This window comes from Microbacterium thalli, from assembly GCF_028737325.1.
GTDB classification, from domain to species: Bacteria; Actinomycetota; Actinomycetes; order Actinomycetales; family Microbacteriaceae; genus Microbacterium; species Microbacterium thalli.
On record NZ_JAQZCH010000002.1, the window covers coordinates 1038449 to 1056178 of the forward strand.

At 72.2% G+C, this 17730-nt stretch carries 15 protein-coding genes; 7 read left to right on the forward strand and 8 right to left on the reverse strand.

What is annotated here, in order from left to right; genetic code table 11:
- Window positions 1-110: 110 nt before the first annotated feature.
- Window positions 111-1439, forward strand: coding sequence for a hypothetical protein (locus tag PUW82_RS13105; protein ID WP_274222714.1), 1329 nt, complete (start codon window positions 111-113; stop codon window positions 1437-1439).
- Window positions 1440-1496: 57 nt separating this feature from the next.
- Here PUW82_RS13105 and hpf read toward each other — a convergent pair whose 3' ends face one another.
- From hpf to mtrA, 5 genes are all read right to left on the reverse strand, one after another.
- Window positions 1497-2159, reverse strand: a complete 663-nt coding sequence (gene hpf / locus PUW82_RS13110; protein ID WP_274222715.1) for a ribosome hibernation-promoting factor, HPF/YfiA family — start codon at window positions 2157-2159, stop codon at window positions 1497-1499.
- Window positions 2160-2248: 89 nt separating this feature from the next.
- Window positions 2249-2923 carry a ComF family protein gene (locus PUW82_RS13115; RefSeq protein ID WP_274222716.1) on the reverse strand — a complete coding sequence of 225 codons (675 nt, stop codon included), beginning with the start codon at window positions 2921-2923 and terminating at the stop codon, window positions 2249-2251.
- An 88-nt stretch (window positions 2924-3011) separates the two neighbouring features.
- The gene (locus PUW82_RS13120; RefSeq protein WP_274222717.1) at window positions 3012-4688 is read right to left on the reverse strand and encodes an LpqB family beta-propeller domain-containing protein; all 1677 of its coding nucleotides are present in this window, start codon (window positions 4686-4688) and stop codon (window positions 3012-3014) included.
- Window positions 4685-6355 carry an MtrAB system histidine kinase MtrB gene (gene mtrB, locus PUW82_RS13125; protein WP_274222718.1) on the reverse strand — a complete coding sequence of 557 codons (1671 nt, stop codon included), beginning with the start codon at window positions 6353-6355 and terminating at the stop codon, window positions 4685-4687. Before mtrB ends, PUW82_RS13120 begins: the two co-directional genes overlap by 4 nt.
- 7 nt (window positions 6356-6362) lie before the next feature.
- Window positions 6363-7043, reverse strand: a complete 681-nt coding sequence (mtrA, locus tag PUW82_RS13130) for an MtrAB system response regulator MtrA (RefSeq protein WP_274222719.1) — start codon at window positions 7041-7043, stop codon at window positions 6363-6365.
- A gap of 143 nt (window positions 7044-7186) precedes the next feature.
- Between mtrA and PUW82_RS13135 the strand changes: the two genes are divergently transcribed.
- The 5 genes from PUW82_RS13135 to PUW82_RS13155 are packed head-to-tail and all read left to right on the forward strand — an operon-like array spanning window position 7187 to window position 12601.
- The gene (locus tag PUW82_RS13135) at window positions 7187-8545 is read left to right on the forward strand and encodes a DUF7847 domain-containing protein (protein ID WP_274222720.1); all 1359 of its coding nucleotides are present in this window, start codon (window positions 7187-7189) and stop codon (window positions 8543-8545) included.
- Complete coding sequence (locus tag PUW82_RS13140) at window positions 8542-9177, forward strand: DUF4129 domain-containing protein (protein ID WP_274222721.1); 636 nt, start codon at window positions 8542-8544, stop codon at window positions 9175-9177. The genes PUW82_RS13135 and PUW82_RS13140 overlap by 4 nt, the downstream gene beginning before the upstream one ends.
- The gene (locus PUW82_RS13145; protein ID WP_274222722.1) at window positions 9174-10331 is read left to right on the forward strand and encodes a DUF4350 domain-containing protein; all 1158 of its coding nucleotides are present in this window, start codon (window positions 9174-9176) and stop codon (window positions 10329-10331) included. The genes PUW82_RS13140 and PUW82_RS13145 overlap by 4 nt, the downstream gene beginning before the upstream one ends.
- Entirely contained in the window at window positions 10328-11293 is a 966-nt protein-coding gene (locus PUW82_RS13150) for an AAA family ATPase (protein ID WP_274222723.1), read from the forward strand. The genes PUW82_RS13145 and PUW82_RS13150 overlap by 4 nt, the downstream gene beginning before the upstream one ends.
- Window positions 11294-11299: 6 nt before the next feature.
- On the forward strand, window positions 11300-12601 hold the full coding sequence (locus PUW82_RS13155; protein WP_274222724.1) for a DUF58 domain-containing protein: 1302 nt from the start codon (window positions 11300-11302) through the stop codon (window positions 12599-12601).
- A gap of 329 nt (window positions 12602-12930) precedes the next feature.
- Here PUW82_RS13155 and katG read toward each other — a convergent pair whose 3' ends face one another.
- The 3 genes from katG to PUW82_RS13170 all read right to left on the reverse strand — a co-directional run bounded on the left by katG (window position 12931) and on the right by PUW82_RS13170 (window position 16840).
- A complete protein-coding gene (gene katG / locus PUW82_RS13160; protein ID WP_274222725.1) occupies window positions 12931-15273 on the reverse strand; it encodes a catalase/peroxidase HPI in 2343 nt (780 codons plus the stop codon).
- A gap of 68 nt (window positions 15274-15341) precedes the next feature.
- Window positions 15342-15773, reverse strand: a complete 432-nt coding sequence (locus PUW82_RS13165; protein WP_274222726.1) for a Fur family transcriptional regulator — start codon at window positions 15771-15773, stop codon at window positions 15342-15344.
- Window positions 15774-15844: 71 nt separating this feature from the next.
- Window positions 15845-16840, reverse strand: a complete 996-nt coding sequence (locus PUW82_RS13170) for a stage II sporulation protein M (protein WP_274222727.1) — start codon at window positions 16838-16840, stop codon at window positions 15845-15847.
- 16 nt (window positions 16841-16856) lie between these two features.
- Between PUW82_RS13170 and PUW82_RS13175 the strand changes: the two genes are divergently transcribed.
- The gene (locus PUW82_RS13175) at window positions 16857-17717 is read left to right on the forward strand and encodes an RDD family protein (protein WP_274222728.1); all 861 of its coding nucleotides are present in this window, start codon (window positions 16857-16859) and stop codon (window positions 17715-17717) included.
- The last annotated feature ends 13 nt before the right edge of the window (window positions 17718-17730 follow it).

A 17730-nucleotide genomic window follows, 5' to 3' on the forward strand; every position in this document is an offset into this window, starting at 1 on the left:
CGCGACGCACGGGCATACGGAGCCATGTTATCGGGCCGTGACCTTTGCGTCGCCTGCGAGTGGCCGTCATTGCCGCTCCCGGCCGGCGCGGCGAGACCTAGGATCAAGACATGGCGGGATTCTGGGGCAAGCGCAAGCGGGAACAGCAGGAAGTCGCGGAAGCGGATGCGAACCTCGCCCGAGAGGCCGACATCGCCCTCGTCGGCGCCGACGAGCGACTGCGGGTCACCAACGACGAGATGGCGTTCGCCGAAGCCGAGCTCGGCGAAGAGGCCACGGCGCCGTTGCGTGAGGCGGTCGACGCGGTGCGCCACCACCTCGGCGAGGCGTTCCACCTCAAGCAGCTGAACCACGACGAGATCCCCGACACCCCCGACGAGGTGCGCACGCGCAACGCGCGCATCGTTCAGCTGTGCGAGTGGGCCGAGGAGCTGCTCGATGATCGCACCTCCGCCCTCGCTGCGGCGATCGAGCGTGCGCGGCGCGCTCCCGAGATCCTCAGCGGCATCCGGGCCGAGGTCGAGACGCTGCAGCAGCGCCTGCCGACCGCACGGGCCGTCATCGATCGGGTCTCGGGTCGCTATCACCCCGACGCCGTGGGACGCATCAGCGGCAATGCCGACGAGGCGGGCGGACTGCTCGAGTTCGCCCAGCACGGATCGGATGTCGCCGAGCGCCGCCGCGCCGCCGGCGAGCGCGGCCCCGCGAACATCGCGCTCGAGACCGCGACCGAGGCCGTCCGCCGCGCCCGCACCCTGCTCGACGCCGTCGACGACTTCGAGGTCGAGGCCCTGCGCGCACAGTCGACGCTCGCCGACGTCGTCGCCGACTCGCGCGACGACCTCGTCACCGCGCGCACCGCGCCGCAGACACCCGCCGTCACGACCGCGATGGCCCAGCTGCAGCAGGCGCTCGGCCGTGTCAGCCCGGCCGGATCGAAGAGCGACCCCTTCGCCGAGCTGTCGATGCTGCGCGAGAAGAACGCCGCACTGGATGTCGCCGTCGACAAGGCCCGCGAGCGGGCCGCGCGTCCCGTGCCGCCCGAGTCGCACGTGCGTCACGCCATCGACGACGCCGACCGCCAGCTCGCGGTCGCCCGCAGCGTCATCGCGGGTCACCGGGGCTGGATCGGTGCGGATGCCCGCACCCGCCTCGCCGAAGCCGAGAGCCTGCGCCTCGGACTGGCACCGAGCGGCCCGATCGACGAAGACGATCGGGAGAAGGCTCTCGCCGACGCACGACGCTGCGCCGCCCTCGCGGGCGAGGCGCTGCAGCTCGCTCAGCGCGACATCGACGGCTCGCGTCCGAACGACGGCTGGGGCGGACCCGGAGGATACGGCGGCGGCGGCTGGGGCGGACGCAGCAGCGGCGGCAACATGGTCGGCGGCATCCTCGGCGGCCTCGTCATCGGCAGCATGCTCGACGGCATGTTCGACTGACCACCCGGACATGACGAGGGGCGGATGCTGTTACGGCATCCGCCCCTCGTCGTCAGATCATGACGCCAGCTCGGCCTCGGGCGGCGCGGCCGCCGCCAGGGAGATCACACCGTAGTCCCATCCCTTGCGGCGGTACACGACGCTCGGGTGGTCGGTGCGGGCGTTGATGAAGAGGAAGAAGTCGTGTCCGACCAGTTCCATCCGGTCGACGGCCTCTTCGACCGTCATCCACTCCGCACCGAACTCCTTGGTGCGGATGACGACGGGCGTGTACTCCTCTTCTTCAACGGACTCCCCGACGACAGGCACCTCGCCCGTGGCGACCGCGCGGAGCACGTCGACCGAGGCGGGCTCGACGTCGATACCGGCCAGTGAGCCGGTGCCCTTGTCGAGCTTCGCACCGCGCGGGTGGTTCCGCGCGTCGACGCGCTTCTCCTTGGCCCGGCGCAGCTGCTCGACGAGCTTGTCGACCGCCTGATCGAGGGCGACGAACTTGTCGGCCTCCGTGGCCTCGGCACGGACCAACGGTCCCTTGCCGGTGAGCGTGAGCTCGACGGTCTCGTCATCCATCCGGCCGTTTCGATACGCGCGATGCGTGACCTTGATGTCCAGACGCAGCGCGCGTGGCGCGAATGTCTCGATACGAGTGGACTTCTCTTCAGCCACCGTGCGGAAGCGATCCGTGATCCCGACTCCCACGCCGACGATGCTGGTTTCCATCCTGACCTCCTTGCTCCGGTCCGCCCGGTTCAAGGGCGGACCTTCGTTCACCTTGGTCTCCCTCACGCTAGCGCCGCTGCTGCTGAAAGTCACCCAGGAAGCGCCGGGGAAGCACGCCGCGGCGTGTCGGTCGCACTGACGGCGCCGAGGACCACCACCCCGGTGGCCGCGAGAACACGGTGCGCTTCGCGCAACGTCGCCCCCGTCGTCGCGACGTCGTCGATGAGCACGACCGCCGTCGGCACCCGGGCGTGTCGTGCCGGCCGGGCGGCGAGGGTCCCGGCGACGTTGCGCTCGCGTTCGCGTCGCCCCAGGTCGCGCTGGTCGGCGGCGCGACCGCTGACACGCAGCATGCGGTGGACGGGGTGCCCCGTGCGAGACGCGAGGAGCTCGGGTACGGCATATCCCCGTCGACGCAGCGCCGCCCGGGACGTCGGGACCGGGACCAGGGACGCCTCACCCCAACCCGCGGCATCCAGCGCACTCGCGAGTCGGCGACCGAGCGGGCCCGCGATGCCGGTTCGCCCTTCCTCTTTCAGCGCGCGGATCGCCCGCGCGTTGGAGCCGTCGTGACGTCCGGCGCTCCACAGCGTCAGCCCCGGCGCGAGCGGGCGACGGTACGGCCCGTCGAACGCGGCGACGCACACGGAGCACAGCGCCCGATCGGGCCTGTCGCACCCGGCGCACCAGACCGGAAGCAGCAACGACAGCGCATCAGCGAACGCATCGCTCCACGACGACCATGCAGACGAGGACTCCTCCATGCCGTCAGCCTTCCGCTCGGCCCGGCGAGCGCGGCGTCGTCAGCACCTGGCCGGGAAGACATCGCGCGGGTACGCCACTGGGGAGGAGTCAGCGCGGCGAGCCCTGTTGGGTCGCGAGCAGCCGGACGCCACGCGCCACGGTCGGCCACGTCTGGCCCTTCTGCGTGAAGAGCGTGCCGTCGTCGTCGACAAGGTGCACCGCCTGCAGCTGATTCGCTGCAGCGATCGCACGCGCGCCGGCCGGGGCCGCGATCGTCTCGCCGAAGCCGCCGACGGACTGCGAGATCACCACTTCGCCGTCGCCGTCCTCGGCCAGGACGGCGATCGTCGAGCCGTCGACCCAGCTCGCGTCGAGGCCCGTGCCCGGCAGAGCCGCCACGATCTCGCGGTCGCCGAGCCCCACGGGCACGCCGGCCTCGTCACGCAGGATGCCGGCGACCCACAGCGCGGGGCGCGAGCCGTCCCGCACGAGCGCGGCGAGTCGGGTGCCGTCGCGTGACACCTCGAGAGTGGATATCTGCGACGCCCCCGGCCACGCGTCCGTCAGCGCGACGGCCGTCCCCTCGGGCCCGGTGGCCGTGAGCTGCGAGGGCGCCCCCGCCGGCACGGTCCAGATGAAACCGTTCGGATCGATCGTCGGGTCGACGAGACCGGGCCGCTCGTCGACGACCTCGAACGTGCCGTCGGCGCGCACGCGCACGACCGCTCCCGTCGCGGTGCGCAGGGCGGCGGCGGTGCGGTCGGCTGCCACCTGCACCGAGACGGGATCGAGGTTGGAGACCGATGCGGACAGTCCCGGCAGCGGCTCGATCTCGGATCCCGAGAGGAACCCGAAGGCGTCGTCGACGAGCACGACGGGGCGGACGTCGACGCGGATCGTCCGGACGTCGACGGCCTGCGCCGCGACGGGTTCGCCGTCCACCGACATCTGCGCGCCGAGGATGCCGGCCGACTGGAGGCTCGCCTCGAGCTGCGCCTGCATCCGATTGCGCGTGTCGGGAACGATCGCCAGCGCCGACTGCGAGAGCGGCACCTGCGCGACACCCGCCTCGAGCGGCACGGCACGCGTGGCCAGCTCGAGGCTGTTCGGGAACGCCGTCACGACCGAGCCCGCCAGCCAGGGACTGGGCTCGCCGTCGACGAGCGCCTCGGTGATGTGGGTCGCCGCGTTCGTCGCGGGGAACCACCGCCGGTCGGGGACCCGGTACGACCACGACGGGTCGAAGTACATCACCGAGTACTCGCGGAAGACCGCCCGGAAGCGCGCTCGATCGAGCACGACACCGTCGGGCGCTTCGGAGATGCGCCACTCCCCCTCGACCTGGACGAGTCGGAAATCCAGCGGCATCGATCCGCCGTCGGCCATCGACAGCGCGCCGGTCGCGTCGACGGTCGCCTCGGGCGTCACCGAGACGGACACCGACCCGTCGGCGGCCGACGAGAAGACACGCTCGCCCGGCAGGTCGACGGTCGCTCGGGCCGTCGGCTGCCATTGCGCGCGGAAGTCGGGCGCGAGGAACTGCCGCGCCGTGCCCCAGTCGTCCCGCGGGCCCGAACCGGCCGCGAGGAAGCCCGACACGATCTGCTCGGGTGTCGCACCAGGGGGCGGGTCGTCGGGGAGGAAGGAGAAGTCGACGGAGCCCGCCTGCTCGTCGATGCGTTCCCCCGCGACCACCGGACCGGATGTCGGCAGCCCGGTGCAGCCGGCCAGCAGCACGGCCAGCGCGAGCCCGAGCAGGGCGGCGATGGAACGCAAGCGGGTCACGATGCGCCTTTCGACGAGCGGGGCAGCGAGATCGGCTGGGTCAGGCCCAGGTCGTCGAAGGGTACGCCATCATCCCCGGGATCGACCGGGACCGGCGAATGGCCGGCCAGCGGCTCACTGCGGCGCGGGATCGTCAACACGAAGTTCGTGCCCCGCCCCAGCTCGGACCAGACCGCGAGGGTGCCGCCATGCAGTCGCGCATCGCCGAGGGCGATCGAAAGGCCGAGGCCCGTGCCGCCGATAGTGCGTTTGCGCGACGGGTCGGCCCGCCAGAACCGGTCGAACACCCGCTCGGCATCCTCGGGTCGCATGCCCAGGCCGTAGTCGCGCACGCCCAGCGCGACGGCACGGGCGTCGCTGTCGACCGTGACGACGATCGGCCGCCCTTCGCCGTGCTCGATGGCGTTGCCGAGCAGGTTGCGCACGATGCGCCGCACGCGACGGGGATCCATCTCGACGGGCGAGTATCCGCCCGGCGCCACGAGCCGCACATCGCTGCCGTGCTGCTCGGCCAGCTGCGCCATCGAGGCGATGACGTCTTCGGCCAACTGGGTCATGCTCGTCGGCTCGTTCTCGAGCTGCACCGAGCCCGCGTCGTAGCGGCTGATCTCGAGCAGGTCGGTCAGCAGCACCTCGAAGCGGTGGACCTGGTCGTGCAGCAGCTCCGCCGCGCGGCCCGCGACCGGGTCGAACTCATCGCGCCGATCGTTGAGCATGTCGGATGCGAGCCGGATCGTCGTGAGCGGGGTCCGCAGCTCATGCGAGACGTCCGAGACGAACCGCTGCTGCACCTGCGACAGCTCGGCGAGCTCCTTGATCTGCGCCTCGATGCTGTCGGCCATCGCGTTGAAGGATCGACCGAGGGTCGCGAACTCGTCCTCGCCGCGCACCTGCAGGCGCACGGCCAGGTCTCCGGCCGCGAGCCGGGAGCTGCTCTCGGCGGCCTGCGCGATGGGCTCGGTCACCGACCGCAGCACGATCCACGAGATCGCGCCGATGAGGATGACGAGCCCGACGCCGACGATCCAGAGGGTGATCTGCACGAAGCGCAGGGTCTGCGCTTCGCTCGAGAGGTCGTATCCGAGGTACAGCTCGTAGGCGCCGACCTCGGGCAGGATGATCTGCTGGCCGACGACGATGCCCGGTTCCTCGCCGCCGCCCGGCTCCATGAACCCGACGGGCTGCCACCACTGCAGCTCGGTATCGCTCTGCACCTGTTCGCGCAGCTCGTCACTGATGAGGTCGGCCGGAAGCCCCGCGGAATCGAAGTCCTGCGGCGCGATGGGCGAGGGATCGGACGAGATACGGAACGCGGCGATGCGCTCGGTCGAGGACTGCCGCTGCACCGACGTGCGCACGCTCTCCATGAGGTTGTCGATCGCCACCACATCGCCGCCCACCTCCGCCGCATCGAGCGTCGACTGTGCCGACAGCGTGGCGCGCTGGGCCTCGGCCATGAGCTGCGACGTGCGCGAGTCGAAGATGTCGTTCTGGATCGCCAGCGACATCCACACCAGCGCCACCGTGATGGTCAGCGCTGTCGCGCCCAGCGTCACCGCGACCGTGCGGAATCGCAACGAGCGGCGCCAGGCGCGGGAGACGCGCCGCGGCCACGACCGCAGACCCCGCGTCGCGACCGTCGCCGTCGTGACGGTGCGGATCGGCATGGTGGCGTCAGATCACGGCGCCGGCGCGGTAGCCGACGCCGCGCACGGTCGTGACGATCCGCGGGTTGTCCGGGTCGATCTCGACCTTGGCGCGCAGCCGCTGCACGTGCACGTTGACCAGGCGCGTGTCGGCCTTGTAGTGGTAGCCCCACACCTGCTCGAGCAGCATCTCGCGCGAGAAGACCTGCTGCGGCTTGGACGCCAGCGCGACGAGCAGTTCGAACTCGAGCGGGGTCAGGCCGATGATGTCGCTCCCCCGGCGCACCTCGTGCCCTTCGACGTCGACGACCAGGTCGCCGATCCGCAGCGAATCCGAGGCCGCGGCGACCGCGGGCCGCAGACGGGTGCGGATGCGCGCGACGAGCTCCTTCGGGTTGAAGGGCTTCACGATGTAGTCGTCCGCCCCCGACTCGAGCCCGCGCACGACATCGGCCGTGTCGGTGCGGGCGGTCAGCATGATGATCGGGATGCCGGATTCCGCGCGGATCTGCGTGCAGATCTCGATGCCGTCGACGCCGGGCAGCATCAGGTCGAGCAGGATCAGGTCGGGCTTCTCGACGCGCCAGGCTTCGACGGCCGCTGCGCCATCGGCGCAGAAGGCGGTGTCGAATCCCTCGGTGCGCAGCACGATGCCGATCATCTCCGCTAGCGCGGTGTCGTCATCGACCACCAGGATGCGAGAAGTCATGGGCGGCGTTCGTCTTTCGGCTCGGGCTCGCGCGCGACGTGCGCGTATTCACCGTACCGGACGCCCGAGCGCTCGACTCCGGATGCCGCCGTGCACGTGTGACACGATGGGGTGGACCGAGCCGACTGTTCCAGGAGTGCATCGTGACGGCCTACCCCTCGTGGACCCCCGCCCCGCGGCCCGGAATCATCCCGCTGCATCCGCTGTCGTTCGGCGTCATCCTCGGCCGCTCGTTCTCGGCATTGCGCCAGAACCCCCGGGTGCTGCTGGGGTTCGCGCTCGTCGTGCAGACCCTCGCCATCCTGGTGACGACCGCGGGCGTGGTCGCCGTCGGGTTCGCGACGTTCGGCCGACTGGCGTCGCTGCGTCCCGGCACCGAGGAGTTCGAGACGGTGCTGGCCGGGTCGATCGCCATCAGCGGCGTCACCGCCCTCGTGCTCTCGCTCGCCGCCGGGGCGCTCGGGGTGCTGGTTCAGGGCATCGTCGTCAGCGAGGTGGCCCAGGCGGTCGTGGCCGAGAAGCACACACTGGGCACGCTCTGGGCACGGGTCAAGCCCGTGGCCTGGCGCCTGATCGGATACACCGCGCTCGTCTCGCTCATCGTCACCGTCGTCCTCGGTGTGCTCGCCACCGGCATCGTCCTGCTCGCGCTGAGCGTGGCGCCGCTCGCCATCGTGCTCACCATCCTCCTCGTGCTCTCGGCCATCCCCCTCAGCCTGTGGCTGAGCACGAAACTCCTGCTCGTGACGTCGGCCATCGTGCTCGAGCGGGCGACCGTGTTCGGTGCGGTCGCCCGCTCGTGGCGACTGACGCGCGGGCGGTTCTGGCCGACGCTCGGCATCATCGTCGTCATCTCGCTGAGCTTCAGCGTCCTGGCGCAGGTCGTCAGCATCCCGTTCTCGTTCGTCACGATGGGGCTCACCTCGGTGATCACCCCCACCGGCGACCCCGAGCCGGGCGAGATCATCGCGCTGCTGGCGGGCACACTGCTCGCTCAGGCGTTCGTCACCCTCATCCAGACGATCGCGGTGATCGTGCAGTCGACCGCGGGCGCGCTCGTGTACGTCGACTGCCGCATGCGTCACGAAGGCCTCGACCTGGATCTGTCGTCCTACGTCGACCGGCGCGACGCCGGCGAGCGCGACCTGCCCGACCCGTACCGCCAGCACATCGGCCGCGACCTGGCGGCGCGGTGGCAGCAGCCGCCGGCGTACGGGATACCGGCCGGATACCCCGTCCCCGCCGGATACCCCGTCCCCGGCGGATACCCCGTCCCCGGCGGGTATGCGCCCGCGACTCCCGGTGGTGACGGCCCGCCCGCCCCCGGCGCGTACGGCGCTCCCGTGGCCGGCGGGTACGGTCCTCCGGCCCCCGGCGGATTCGCCGCGCCCGCGGCCGCTCCGCAGCCCGGCGACGCCGCGCCCTCCGATCAGCCCGCTGCTCCGCCGGCGGCACCGCCGTCCGCGACGGACTGGACCGCGCCGGGTTCGCCGCGTCCATGACGATCCTCGCCGCGCCGATCGCGCCCGATCCCGACGAGGCCCGCCGCTGGGCCGAGGAGGAGCTGTCGGGCGCGCTCTACCGCGAGGCCGAGCCGACGCCGATCGACCGCTTCGCGCGCGGTGTCGCCGAGTTCCTCGGGTCGATCTTCACCGGACAGGTGCCCGAGACGCTCGGACCCTGGCTCGCCGCCGGTGCGATCGCCGTCGTCGTCGTGCTCATCCTGATCGCGATCCTCATCTGGGGTCGGCCGCGCCGCGCGGCGCGCTCCCGCGCACCGATCGCCCTGTTCGGCGAGGACGAGGCCCGTACCGCTGACGAACTGCGCGCGGACGCCGAGGCGGCCGCAGCCCGATCGGACTGGGACGCCGCGATCGTGCTGCGCGTGCGGGCCCTCGCGCGCGGGCTCGCCGAGCGGACGATCGTCGACCCGCAGCCGGGAGCGACCGTGCACCGGTTCGCCGCGGATGCCGCACGCGCCTTCCCCGCCGCCCGCGACGACCTCGCCGCCGTCGCGCGCAGCTTCGACGACGTCCGCTACCTGCGGCGGCCCGGATCCGCGGAGGCATACGCCGCCGTCCGTTCGCTCGATCAGCGGCTCGCCTCGGCCCGCGCGGAGGTGTTCGCCTCGTGACGACCGTCACTGCACGCACCGGGCGCACCCGGTCGGTGCTCGGCTGGGCCGGCATCACCGCCGGCGTGCTCGCCGCGGGGCTCGGCGTCGCGGCCATCTCGGGGATCGGCACGATGCCCGCGCAGGGCCTGCTCGACCCGGAAGCCGCGGGGCCCGAAGGATCCCGCGCCCTTGTCGAGGTGCTCCGCGATCGCGGGGTCGAGGTCGACGTCGCGCGCGACCGCACCAGCGCTCTCGCCGCGCTCGGCGACGGCGACGCGACGCTGGCGATCGCCGACACCGCCCCGCTCGACGACGATGACCTCACGGAGCTCGCGTCGGCGTCCGCGGGCACCATCCTGCTCGAGCCCCGGACGCGCGATCTCCGCCTGCTGCTCGGCGGCGCGCAGTCCGCCGGATTCGCCGACGAGCTCGTCGCGCCCGACTGCGCATTCCCGGATGCCGCCGTCAGCGGCTCTGCGCGCCCGGGCGAGGTCTTCACCGCCGACGGACTCGAGATCGCGTGCTACCCCGCCGGCGAAGGCTTCGGTCTCGTCGGAACGGGCTCCGGCCCCGACCGGGTCGTCGCCCTCGATGCGACATCCGTGCTGGTCAACCGCCACCTCGCCGAGGACGGCCACGCCGCGCTCGGTCTGAACCTGCTGGGCGGCACCGGGCGCGTCGTCTGGTATCTGCCCGCGCTCGGCGACGGTTCGCTGACGGCGGTGCCGAGCCTCGGCGAGCTCACCCCGCCGTGGGTGACACCCGCGATCCTGCTGCTGCTGGGCTCGGTCGTCGCCGCGGGCCTGTGGCGCGGACGGCGCTTCGGCCCGCTCGTGGCGGAGAACCTGCCGGTCACCGTGCGCGCGTCCGAGACGACGGAGGGGCGCGCACGGCTCTACGCCGCGGCCGCGGAGCCCGTCCATGCCCTCGACCAGCTGCGACGCGACACCTTGCGTCGCCTCGCCCGACTGCTGGGTCTCGGTGCAGCAGATGCCGCCGCGATCGCCGACGCCGCGGCCGCCCGACTCGATACCGACCGCGCCCGCGTGCGCGGCATCCTGCTCGACGACCTGCCGCGAACCGACCGCGAGCTGGTCGACGCCGCCGACCGCCTGCGCGAGCTCGAAACGGCCGTGCACCGAACCGTCCGTCCCGAAAGGAACACCCCATGAGCGAGACCGCAACCGGCGACCTCCGCGAGGCGATGAACCGCGTCCGCGTCGAGGTCGGCAAGGCCGTCGTCGGACAGGACGGGGCCGTTACGGGCCTGCTCATCGCCCTGCTCGGCCGCGGCCACGTGCTGCTCGAAGGCGTGCCCGGTGTCGCCAAGACCCTGCTCGTGCGTGCGTTCAGCCGCGCGGTCGGGCTCGACACGACCCGCATCCAGTTCACGCCCGACCTGATGCCGGGCGATGTCACCGGCTCGCTCGTGTACGACGCCCGCGCGGGCGAGTTCGAGTTCCGCGCCGGCCCGGTGTTCACGAACGTGCTGCTGGCCGACGAGATCAACCGCACCCCGCCGAAGACGCAGGCGGCGCTGCTCGAGGCGATGGAGGAGCGCCAGGTCTCGGCCGACGGCGTCTCGCGCCCGCTGCCCGACCCGTTCCTCGTCGCCGCGACGCAGAACCCCGTCGAGCACGAGGGCACCTACACACTGCCGGAGGCGCAGCTCGACCGCTTCCTGCTGAAGCTGCTGATCGATGTGCCCGGCCGCGACGACGAGGTCGCCGTGCTCCGCCGCCACGCCGACGGCTTCCGCCCCGGCTCGCTCGAGACGGCCGGCCTCGCCGCCGTCGTCACCGCTGCCGAGATCCGCGCGGCTCAGCAGGCCGCGGCCGCGGTGGAGGTCTCTGACGACGTGCTCGGCTACGTCGTCGACCTCGCCCGCGCCACCCGCGAGTCGCCGTCGGTGCAGCTGGGCGCCAGCCCGCGCGCCGCCACGGCGCTGCTCGCCGCGGCCAAGGCCTGGGCCTGGCTCGGCGGCTATCCCGCCATCACCCCCGACCACGTTCAGACGATGCTCGTCCCGACGTGGCGGCACCGCCTGCAGCTGCGCCCGGATGCTGAGATCGAGGGCGTCTCCGCCGACACGATCCTCACGTCCGTGCTGCAGCAGACCCGCGTCCCGATCTGAGCTCCCGTGTATCTGTCGGGTCTGTTCGCCCTGCTCGTCGCGGCCGGCATCGTGCCGGTCGTCCTCGCCCCGGCCGCCGGATGGGATGCCGCGTGGACCGCGCTCGCGTGGGCGGCACTGTGCATCGTGGTCGCCGTCGTCGACGTGCTCGCCGCCGGCCCGCTGCACCGGGTGACGGTGGAGCGCCGCATCCCGGCCCGGGCGCGCCTGGGCGAACCTGTCGCGACGACCGTGCTCATCCACAACGGCGGACCCCGCGGCATCCGGGGCCGTCTGCGTGACGGCTGGCAGCCCACGGCCGGCGCGGGTGAGGCGCGGGCGGACCTCGATGTGCCGGCCGGCGAACGCCGCGGCATCCCGATCCCGCTGCTCCCCCGTCGTCGTGGCGAACTGCGCTCGGGCTTCGTCGCGATCCGCAGCCGCGGTCCGCTGGGGCTCGCCGGCCGGCAACGGGTGGTCCCCGCACTGGGGGCGGTGCGCGTGCTGCCGCCCTTCGCCTCGCGACGACACCTGCCCTCGCGCCTCGCTCGCCTGCGCGAGCTCGACGGCAACACGAGCGTGCAGGTGCGCGGCCGCGGCACCGAGTTCGACAGCCTGCGCGAGTACGTCCGCGGCGACGACGTGCGCTCCATCGACTGGCGCGCCACCGCCCGGGCCGGCACCACCATGCTGCGCACCTGGCGCCCCGAACGAGACCGTCACGTCGTCATCGTCATCGACTCCGGCCGAACCAGCGCCTCCCGCGTGGGCGACGGCGTGCGCCTGGATGCCGCGATGGAGTCCGCTCTGCTGCTGAGCGCGCTCGGGGCGCGAGCGGGTGATCACGTGCACCTCGTCATCTTCGACCGAGCCCGCCGCGCCCGCGTCACCGGCGTGGCCGGCGCCCGGCTGCTGCCGGCACTGGTCGACGCGATGGCGCCCGTCGAGCCGACGCTCATCGACACCGACTGGAGCGCGGTCGTCACCGAGGTGCGCGCGCTCACCTCGCGCCCCTCGCTGGTGGTGCTGCTCACCGCGCAGGACTCGCCCGAGGCGGCTCGAGGCTTCCTCGGCGCGCTGCCCTCGCTGACCGAGCGGACCACGGTGCTCGTGGGTGCCGCCCGCGACGTGCCGGATTCTGGCCCCGCGCGTCGTCTCGCCGAGGACGTCTACCGCGAGGCGGCCATCGCCCACGCCGATCGCGACGCCGAGCGCGTGGCCTCAGCGGTGCGGCGTGCCGGCGGCGAGGCCCTCACCGCGACGCCCGAGGCGCTTCCTCCCGCGATCGCCGACCATTACCTGGCACTCAAGGCCGCCGGCCGGCTCTGACCCCGCCCCGGCCCCGGGCCTTCACATGGCGCCGGGCCGGACCTCTGCCTGTCGCCGTGCGGGGCCGTCACCTGGCGCTGGGCCTTCGCCTGGCAGCACGGGCCGTCACCTGGCAGCTCGCGCCCGCACACGGAGCTGGACGCGGCACCACCTGCCAGCCAAGGCTCAGCCCCCACCACTCACCGGGCACCCCGCGCCCCCGAATCCGCGCGAAGCGGCGGCACCTGCCCACCCGACCCACCGCACCCTCGTCCCCGCCCCACCGCTCCGCGGGAACGAGGAAGGCCCGCCCCACGAGGGGACGGGCCTTCACACGGATGCCGCGGGGCTCAGCGCAGGTCGAACCGGTCGAGCTCGGTGACCTTGGTCCAGGCGGCGACGAAGTCGCGCACGAACTTCTCGCTCGCGTCGTCGGAGGCGTAGACCTCGGCGATGGCGCGCAGCTCGGAGTTCGAGCTGAACAGCAGGTCGACGCGCGTGCCGATGCCGATCTCGGACCCGTCGGCGTTCACACCGCGGAACGCGTGCGCGCCGGGGTCGAGCGGCTTCCAGGTGGCACCGAGGTCGAGCAGGCGGACGAACACGTCGTTCGTGAGCACACCCGGTCGGTCGGTGAACACACCGAAGGCCGATCCGTCGTAGTTCGCGCCGAGGGCGCGCAGACCACCCACGAGCACCGTCATCTCGGGTGCGCTGAGGGTCAGCAGGTTGGCCTTGTCGATGAGGTGGTGCTCCGCGGGCAGCACGGCGTTGGGGCCGTAGTAGTTGCGGAACCCGTCGGCCACCGGCTCGAGGTGGCTGAACGAGCGCTCGTCCGTCTGGTCGGCCGTGGCGTCGGTGCGCCCGGGACGGAACGGAACCGTCACCTCGACGCCGCCGTCGCGCGCGGCCTTCTCGACCCCGGCGTTGCCCGCGAGCACGAGCAGGTCGGCCAGCGAGACCTTCTTGCCGTCGGTGCGTGCGTCGTTGAACGATGCCTGCACCCGCTCGAGCACGCCGAGCACGCGCTGCAGCTGGGCGGGGTTGTTGGCCTCCCAGTCCTTCTGCGGAGCCAGACGGATGCGGGCGCCGTTGACGCCACCGCGCTTGTCACTGCCACGGAAGGTCGAGGCCGCAGCCCACGTGGTGGCGACGAGCTCGCTGACGGTGAGCTCGGTCGCGAGGATGCGCGACTTCAGCTCAGCGGCATCCGCGTCATCGATCAGCTCGTGGTCGACGGCGGGCACCGGGTCCTGCCAGATGAGCTCCTCCTGCGGGACCTCGGGGCCGAGGTAGCGGGCGATGGGGCCCATGTCGCGGTGGGTCAGCTTGAACCACGCGCGGGCGAACGCGTCGCCGAAGGCGACCGGGTCGTCCTTGAAGCGGCGCGAGACCTCGTCGTAGGCGGGGTCCATGCGCAGCGCCAGGTCGCTCGTGAGCATGCGCGGCTCGCGACGGCCGTTCGAGTGCGCCATCGGCACCATGTCGGCGCCGCCCCCGTTGATGGGACGCCACTGGTGGCCGCCGCCCGGGCTGCGCATGAGCTCCCACTCGTAGGCGTAGAGGATGTGGAAGAACTCGTTGTCCCACCGGGTGGGGTGGTAGGTCCACGTCACCTCGAGGCCCGACGTGATGGTGTCGTCGCCGTGGCCGGTGCCGTGGTTGTTCTTCCAGCCGAGGCCCTGCATCTCGACACCCGCGGCCTCGGGGTTGTCCTCGAGGTTCGAGTCGGGTGCGGCGCCGTGGGTCTTGCCGAAGGTGTGTCCACCGGCGATCAGAGCGACGGTCTCTTCGTCGTTCATGCCCATGCGACCGAACGTCTCACGGATGTCGCGTGCCGACTTCAGCGGGTCGGGCTCGCCGTTCGGGCCCTCGGGGTTGACGTAGATGAGGCCCATCTGCACGGCGGCGAGGGGCTTCTCGAGGTCGCGGTCGCCCGAGTAGCGCTCGTCGGCCAGCCACGTGGTCTCGGGGCCCCAGTACACGTCGTCGTCGGGCTCCCAGACGTCGGGGCGACCGCCGGCGAAGCCGAAGGTCGAGAAGCCCATCGACTCCAGCGCGACGTTGCCCGCGAGGATCATGAGGTCGGCCCACGAGATGGACTGGCCGTACTTCTTCTTGACCGGCCACAGCAGACGCCGGGCCTTGTCGAGGTTGACGTTGTCGGGCCAGCTGTTCAGCGGCGCGAAGCGCTGCTGTCCGGCGCCGCCGCCGCCGCGGCCGTCGGTGACGCGATAGGTGCCGGCGGAGTGCCAGGCCATGCGGATCATGAGCGGGCCGTAGTGCCCGAAGTCGGCCGGCCACCAGTCCTGCGAGGTGGTCATGACCTCCTCGATGTCCTTCTTGACCGCGGCCAGATCGAGGGACTCGAAGGCGGCCGCGTAGTCGAAGTCCTCACCGACGGGGTTGCCGACGGCGGGGTTCTTCTTGAGGATGCGCAGGTTGAGCTGGTTCGGCCACCACACGTGGTTGGCGTTGCCCACCGTGGGGTGCGGCTGGCCGCCGTGCGAGCCGTGCCCGGAGCCCTGCTCCGCGCCGCCGTGGATGACGGGGCAGCCGCCGGCGTCGTTGGGGCGCGGACGGGTCTCACCGTCGGCGCGCTCGTCGACGGGGGTATCGATCGGCGTGACGGCCTGATCGGTCTCGGTCACGTCCGCACCGATCGGTGCGGACTGCGGGTCGCGATCGCTCATGGAGATCCTTCCGTAGGGGTTTCGGGAGAGAGGGTCGGGTCAGGTCGGGATCGGTCGGTCGACCGGAGTCAGGAGGCGCGGGATGCCGCTGCGCAGTCGGCGCAGCGTCCCCAGTAGGTCACCTCGGCCGAGACGAGCTCGAAGCCGTGGCCGTCGGAGGGATGCAGGCAGGGGGCGTGGCCCACCGCGCAGTCGACGTCCTCGACGCGGCCGCATCCGGTGCACACGAGGTGATGGTGGTTGTCGCCCACGCGCAGCTCGAACAGCATGGAGCGTCCGGCCGGTTCGATGCGCCGCGCGAGACCTGCGTCGGCGAAATCGTTCAACGCGTTGTAGACCGACTGGCGGCTGGCGTGCGGCAGGTCGCCGGCGACGTCCGCGAAGATCTCGTCGGCACTGGCGTGGGGACGCGAGCGCAGGGCGCCGTACACCGCGGTGCGGGAATCGGTCACACGCAGCCCGGAGGCGCGGATGGCCTCGGAAGCGGTCGCGATCGTCATGCCCCCAGCCTAGCGGCTTATTTTGATTCGCTCAAAACGAAGCCAGGGAAAGGGCCGGATGCGGCATCCCGTCAGCCGACGACGAGACGCGGCGTGCCGGCCTCGTACTCGGTGAGATCACCGGTCTCGCCGCTGCGCGCGGCGACGCGGCCGAGGCCCAGCATGTAGGCCAGGAACACGCCCAGCGCGAGCGCGCCGATGCCGATCTTCACCGGCCACGGCCACGGCTGCGCCGTCACGAACCCCTCGACGAGTCCCGCCAGCGCGAGCGCGATGATCAGCCCGATCGCCACCGTCGCGAGCGAGCGACCCGCCGCGGCGAGCGCCTCTCCCCTGCTGCGCCGGCCCGGAGCGATCCACGCCCAGAAGATGTGGAATCCCGTGGCACCGGCCACGAAGATGCACGTCAGCTCCAGCAGGCCGTGGGGCGCGATGTGCAGGAGGAACACGTCGCCCCGGTCGAATGAGATCAGGATGGCGGCGGCCTGCCCGATGCTCACGGCGTTCTGCATCAGCACCATCGCCGGCCACAGGCCGGTGATGCCGAACAGGACGCACTGCGCCGCGATCCACGCGTTGTTCGTCCAGACGGTGCCGGCGAACACAGCCGCCGGATTCTCGCTGTAGTAGGCGGTGAAGTCGTTCTCGGCGTACTGCTCGAGCTGCGCCTGGGATCCGAGGGCGGCGACGGCCGCCGGGTCGCCCGAGACCCAGAAGGCCACGAGGGTCGCGATCACGATGAACACGAGCGCGACGACGAGGGTCGTCCACCGCACGCGGTACAGCGCCGCCGGCAGCTGCTGCAGGAAGAAGCGCGGGATCTGCCGCAGCACGTTCTCGGGCGCCCCGGTCAGTCGCAGACGAGCCCGCGACAGGATCATCGACAGCCGATCTCCCTCGACGCTTCGGCCGGCCGAGGTCTTGATGTCGGCGAGATCCGCGGATGCCGCGCGGTAGCGGGCCACGAGCTCGTCGACGTCATCGCTCGTCAGACGCCGGGTGCGGCTCAGTGCGTCGAGCCGGTCCCATTCGGCGCGGCGGGCGGCGACCAGGGCGTCGAGGTCCATTTGCTTAACTGTACCCATGACGACGCCCGCGGCCACGGTCGAGATCCGCCAGGACGAGATCCTCACGGGCGAGGCGGTCGCGCTCGATGTCCAGCCGCTGGGATTCTTCCTGCGCGCCCTCGGCGCGCTCATCGATGTGCTGTGCGGCATCGCCCTGCTGGTGCTCTTCTTCCTCGTCGGCGACCGGATCGTCGGGGGTCTGCAGCTCGATGCGCTCTCGCCGATCGTGACGATCACGATGCTCGTCCTCGTGCTCGTGGTGATCCCGACGGCGGTCGAGACGTTCTCGCGGGGTCGCAGCCTCGGCAAGCTCGCCGTCGGCGGCCGCATTGTCCGGGACGACGGCGGCGCCACCGGGTTCCGTCAGGCGTTCATCCGGGCTCTGCTGGGCGTCCTCGAGGTCTGGTTCACCTTCGGGGCTCTCGCCGGCGTCGTCGCGACCTTCACCCCGCGCTCGACGCGACTCGGCGACATGGTCGCCGGCACGTACTGCGAGCGCACGCGCGCGCCGAAGCTGCCCGCGCCCGCCGGCCCGGTACCCGCAGAGCTCGAGGAATGGGCGGCTGTCGCCGACGTCGCCCGTCTGCCCGACCGCGTCGCTCGCCGCGCCGGACAGTTCGCCCGGTCGGCCGCCGCCATGGACCCTGCTGCGCGCGTGCGTGCGGCGGGAGCGGTCGCGGCGGAGGTGCGTCCGTTCGTGTCGCCCGTGCCGGCCGCCGACCCCGAGACCTTCGTCCGGGCGGTGGTGGCGCTGCGCCGCGATCGGGAGTACGCCGCACTGCGCCGCATCGACGAGCGCGCCTCGGCCCTCGCGAACGCCGCGGGAGAGACGCCGCGGGGCTTTCCCGTGCGGGGCTCGGTCACTCCGCCGGAATGACCGCCGAGACCGG

Coding starts and splice junctions, on each gene's coding strand:
- PUW82_RS13105 (WP_274222714.1), top strand. CDS start 111: ATGGCGGGATTCTGGGGCAAGCGCAAGCGGGAACAGCAGGAAGTCGCG.
- hpf (WP_274222715.1), bottom strand. CDS start 2,159: ATGGAAACCAGCATCGTCGGCGTGGGAGTCGGGATCACGGATCGCTTC.
- PUW82_RS13115 (WP_274222716.1), bottom strand. CDS start 2,923: ATGGAGGAGTCCTCGTCTGCATGGTCGTCGTGGAGCGATGCGTTCGCT.
- mtrB (WP_274222718.1), bottom strand. CDS start 6,355: ATGCCGATCCGCACCGTCACGACGGCGACGGTCGCGACGCGGGGTCTG.
- mtrA (WP_274222719.1), bottom strand. CDS start 7,043: ATGACTTCTCGCATCCTGGTGGTCGATGACGACACCGCGCTAGCGGAG.
- PUW82_RS13140 (WP_274222721.1), top strand. CDS start 8,542: ATGACGATCCTCGCCGCGCCGATCGCGCCCGATCCCGACGAGGCCCGC.
- PUW82_RS13150 (WP_274222723.1), top strand. CDS start 10,328: ATGAGCGAGACCGCAACCGGCGACCTCCGCGAGGCGATGAACCGCGTC.
- katG (WP_274222725.1), bottom strand. CDS start 15,273: ATGAGCGATCGCGACCCGCAGTCCGCACCGATCGGTGCGGACGTGACC.
- PUW82_RS13165 (WP_274222726.1), bottom strand. CDS start 15,773: ATGACGATCGCGACCGCTTCCGAGGCCATCCGCGCCTCCGGGCTGCGT.
- PUW82_RS13170 (WP_274222727.1), bottom strand. CDS start 16,840: ATGGACCTCGACGCCCTGGTCGCCGCCCGCCGCGCCGAATGGGACCGG.
- PUW82_RS13175 (WP_274222728.1), top strand. CDS start 16,857: ATGACGACGCCCGCGGCCACGGTCGAGATCCGCCAGGACGAGATCCTC.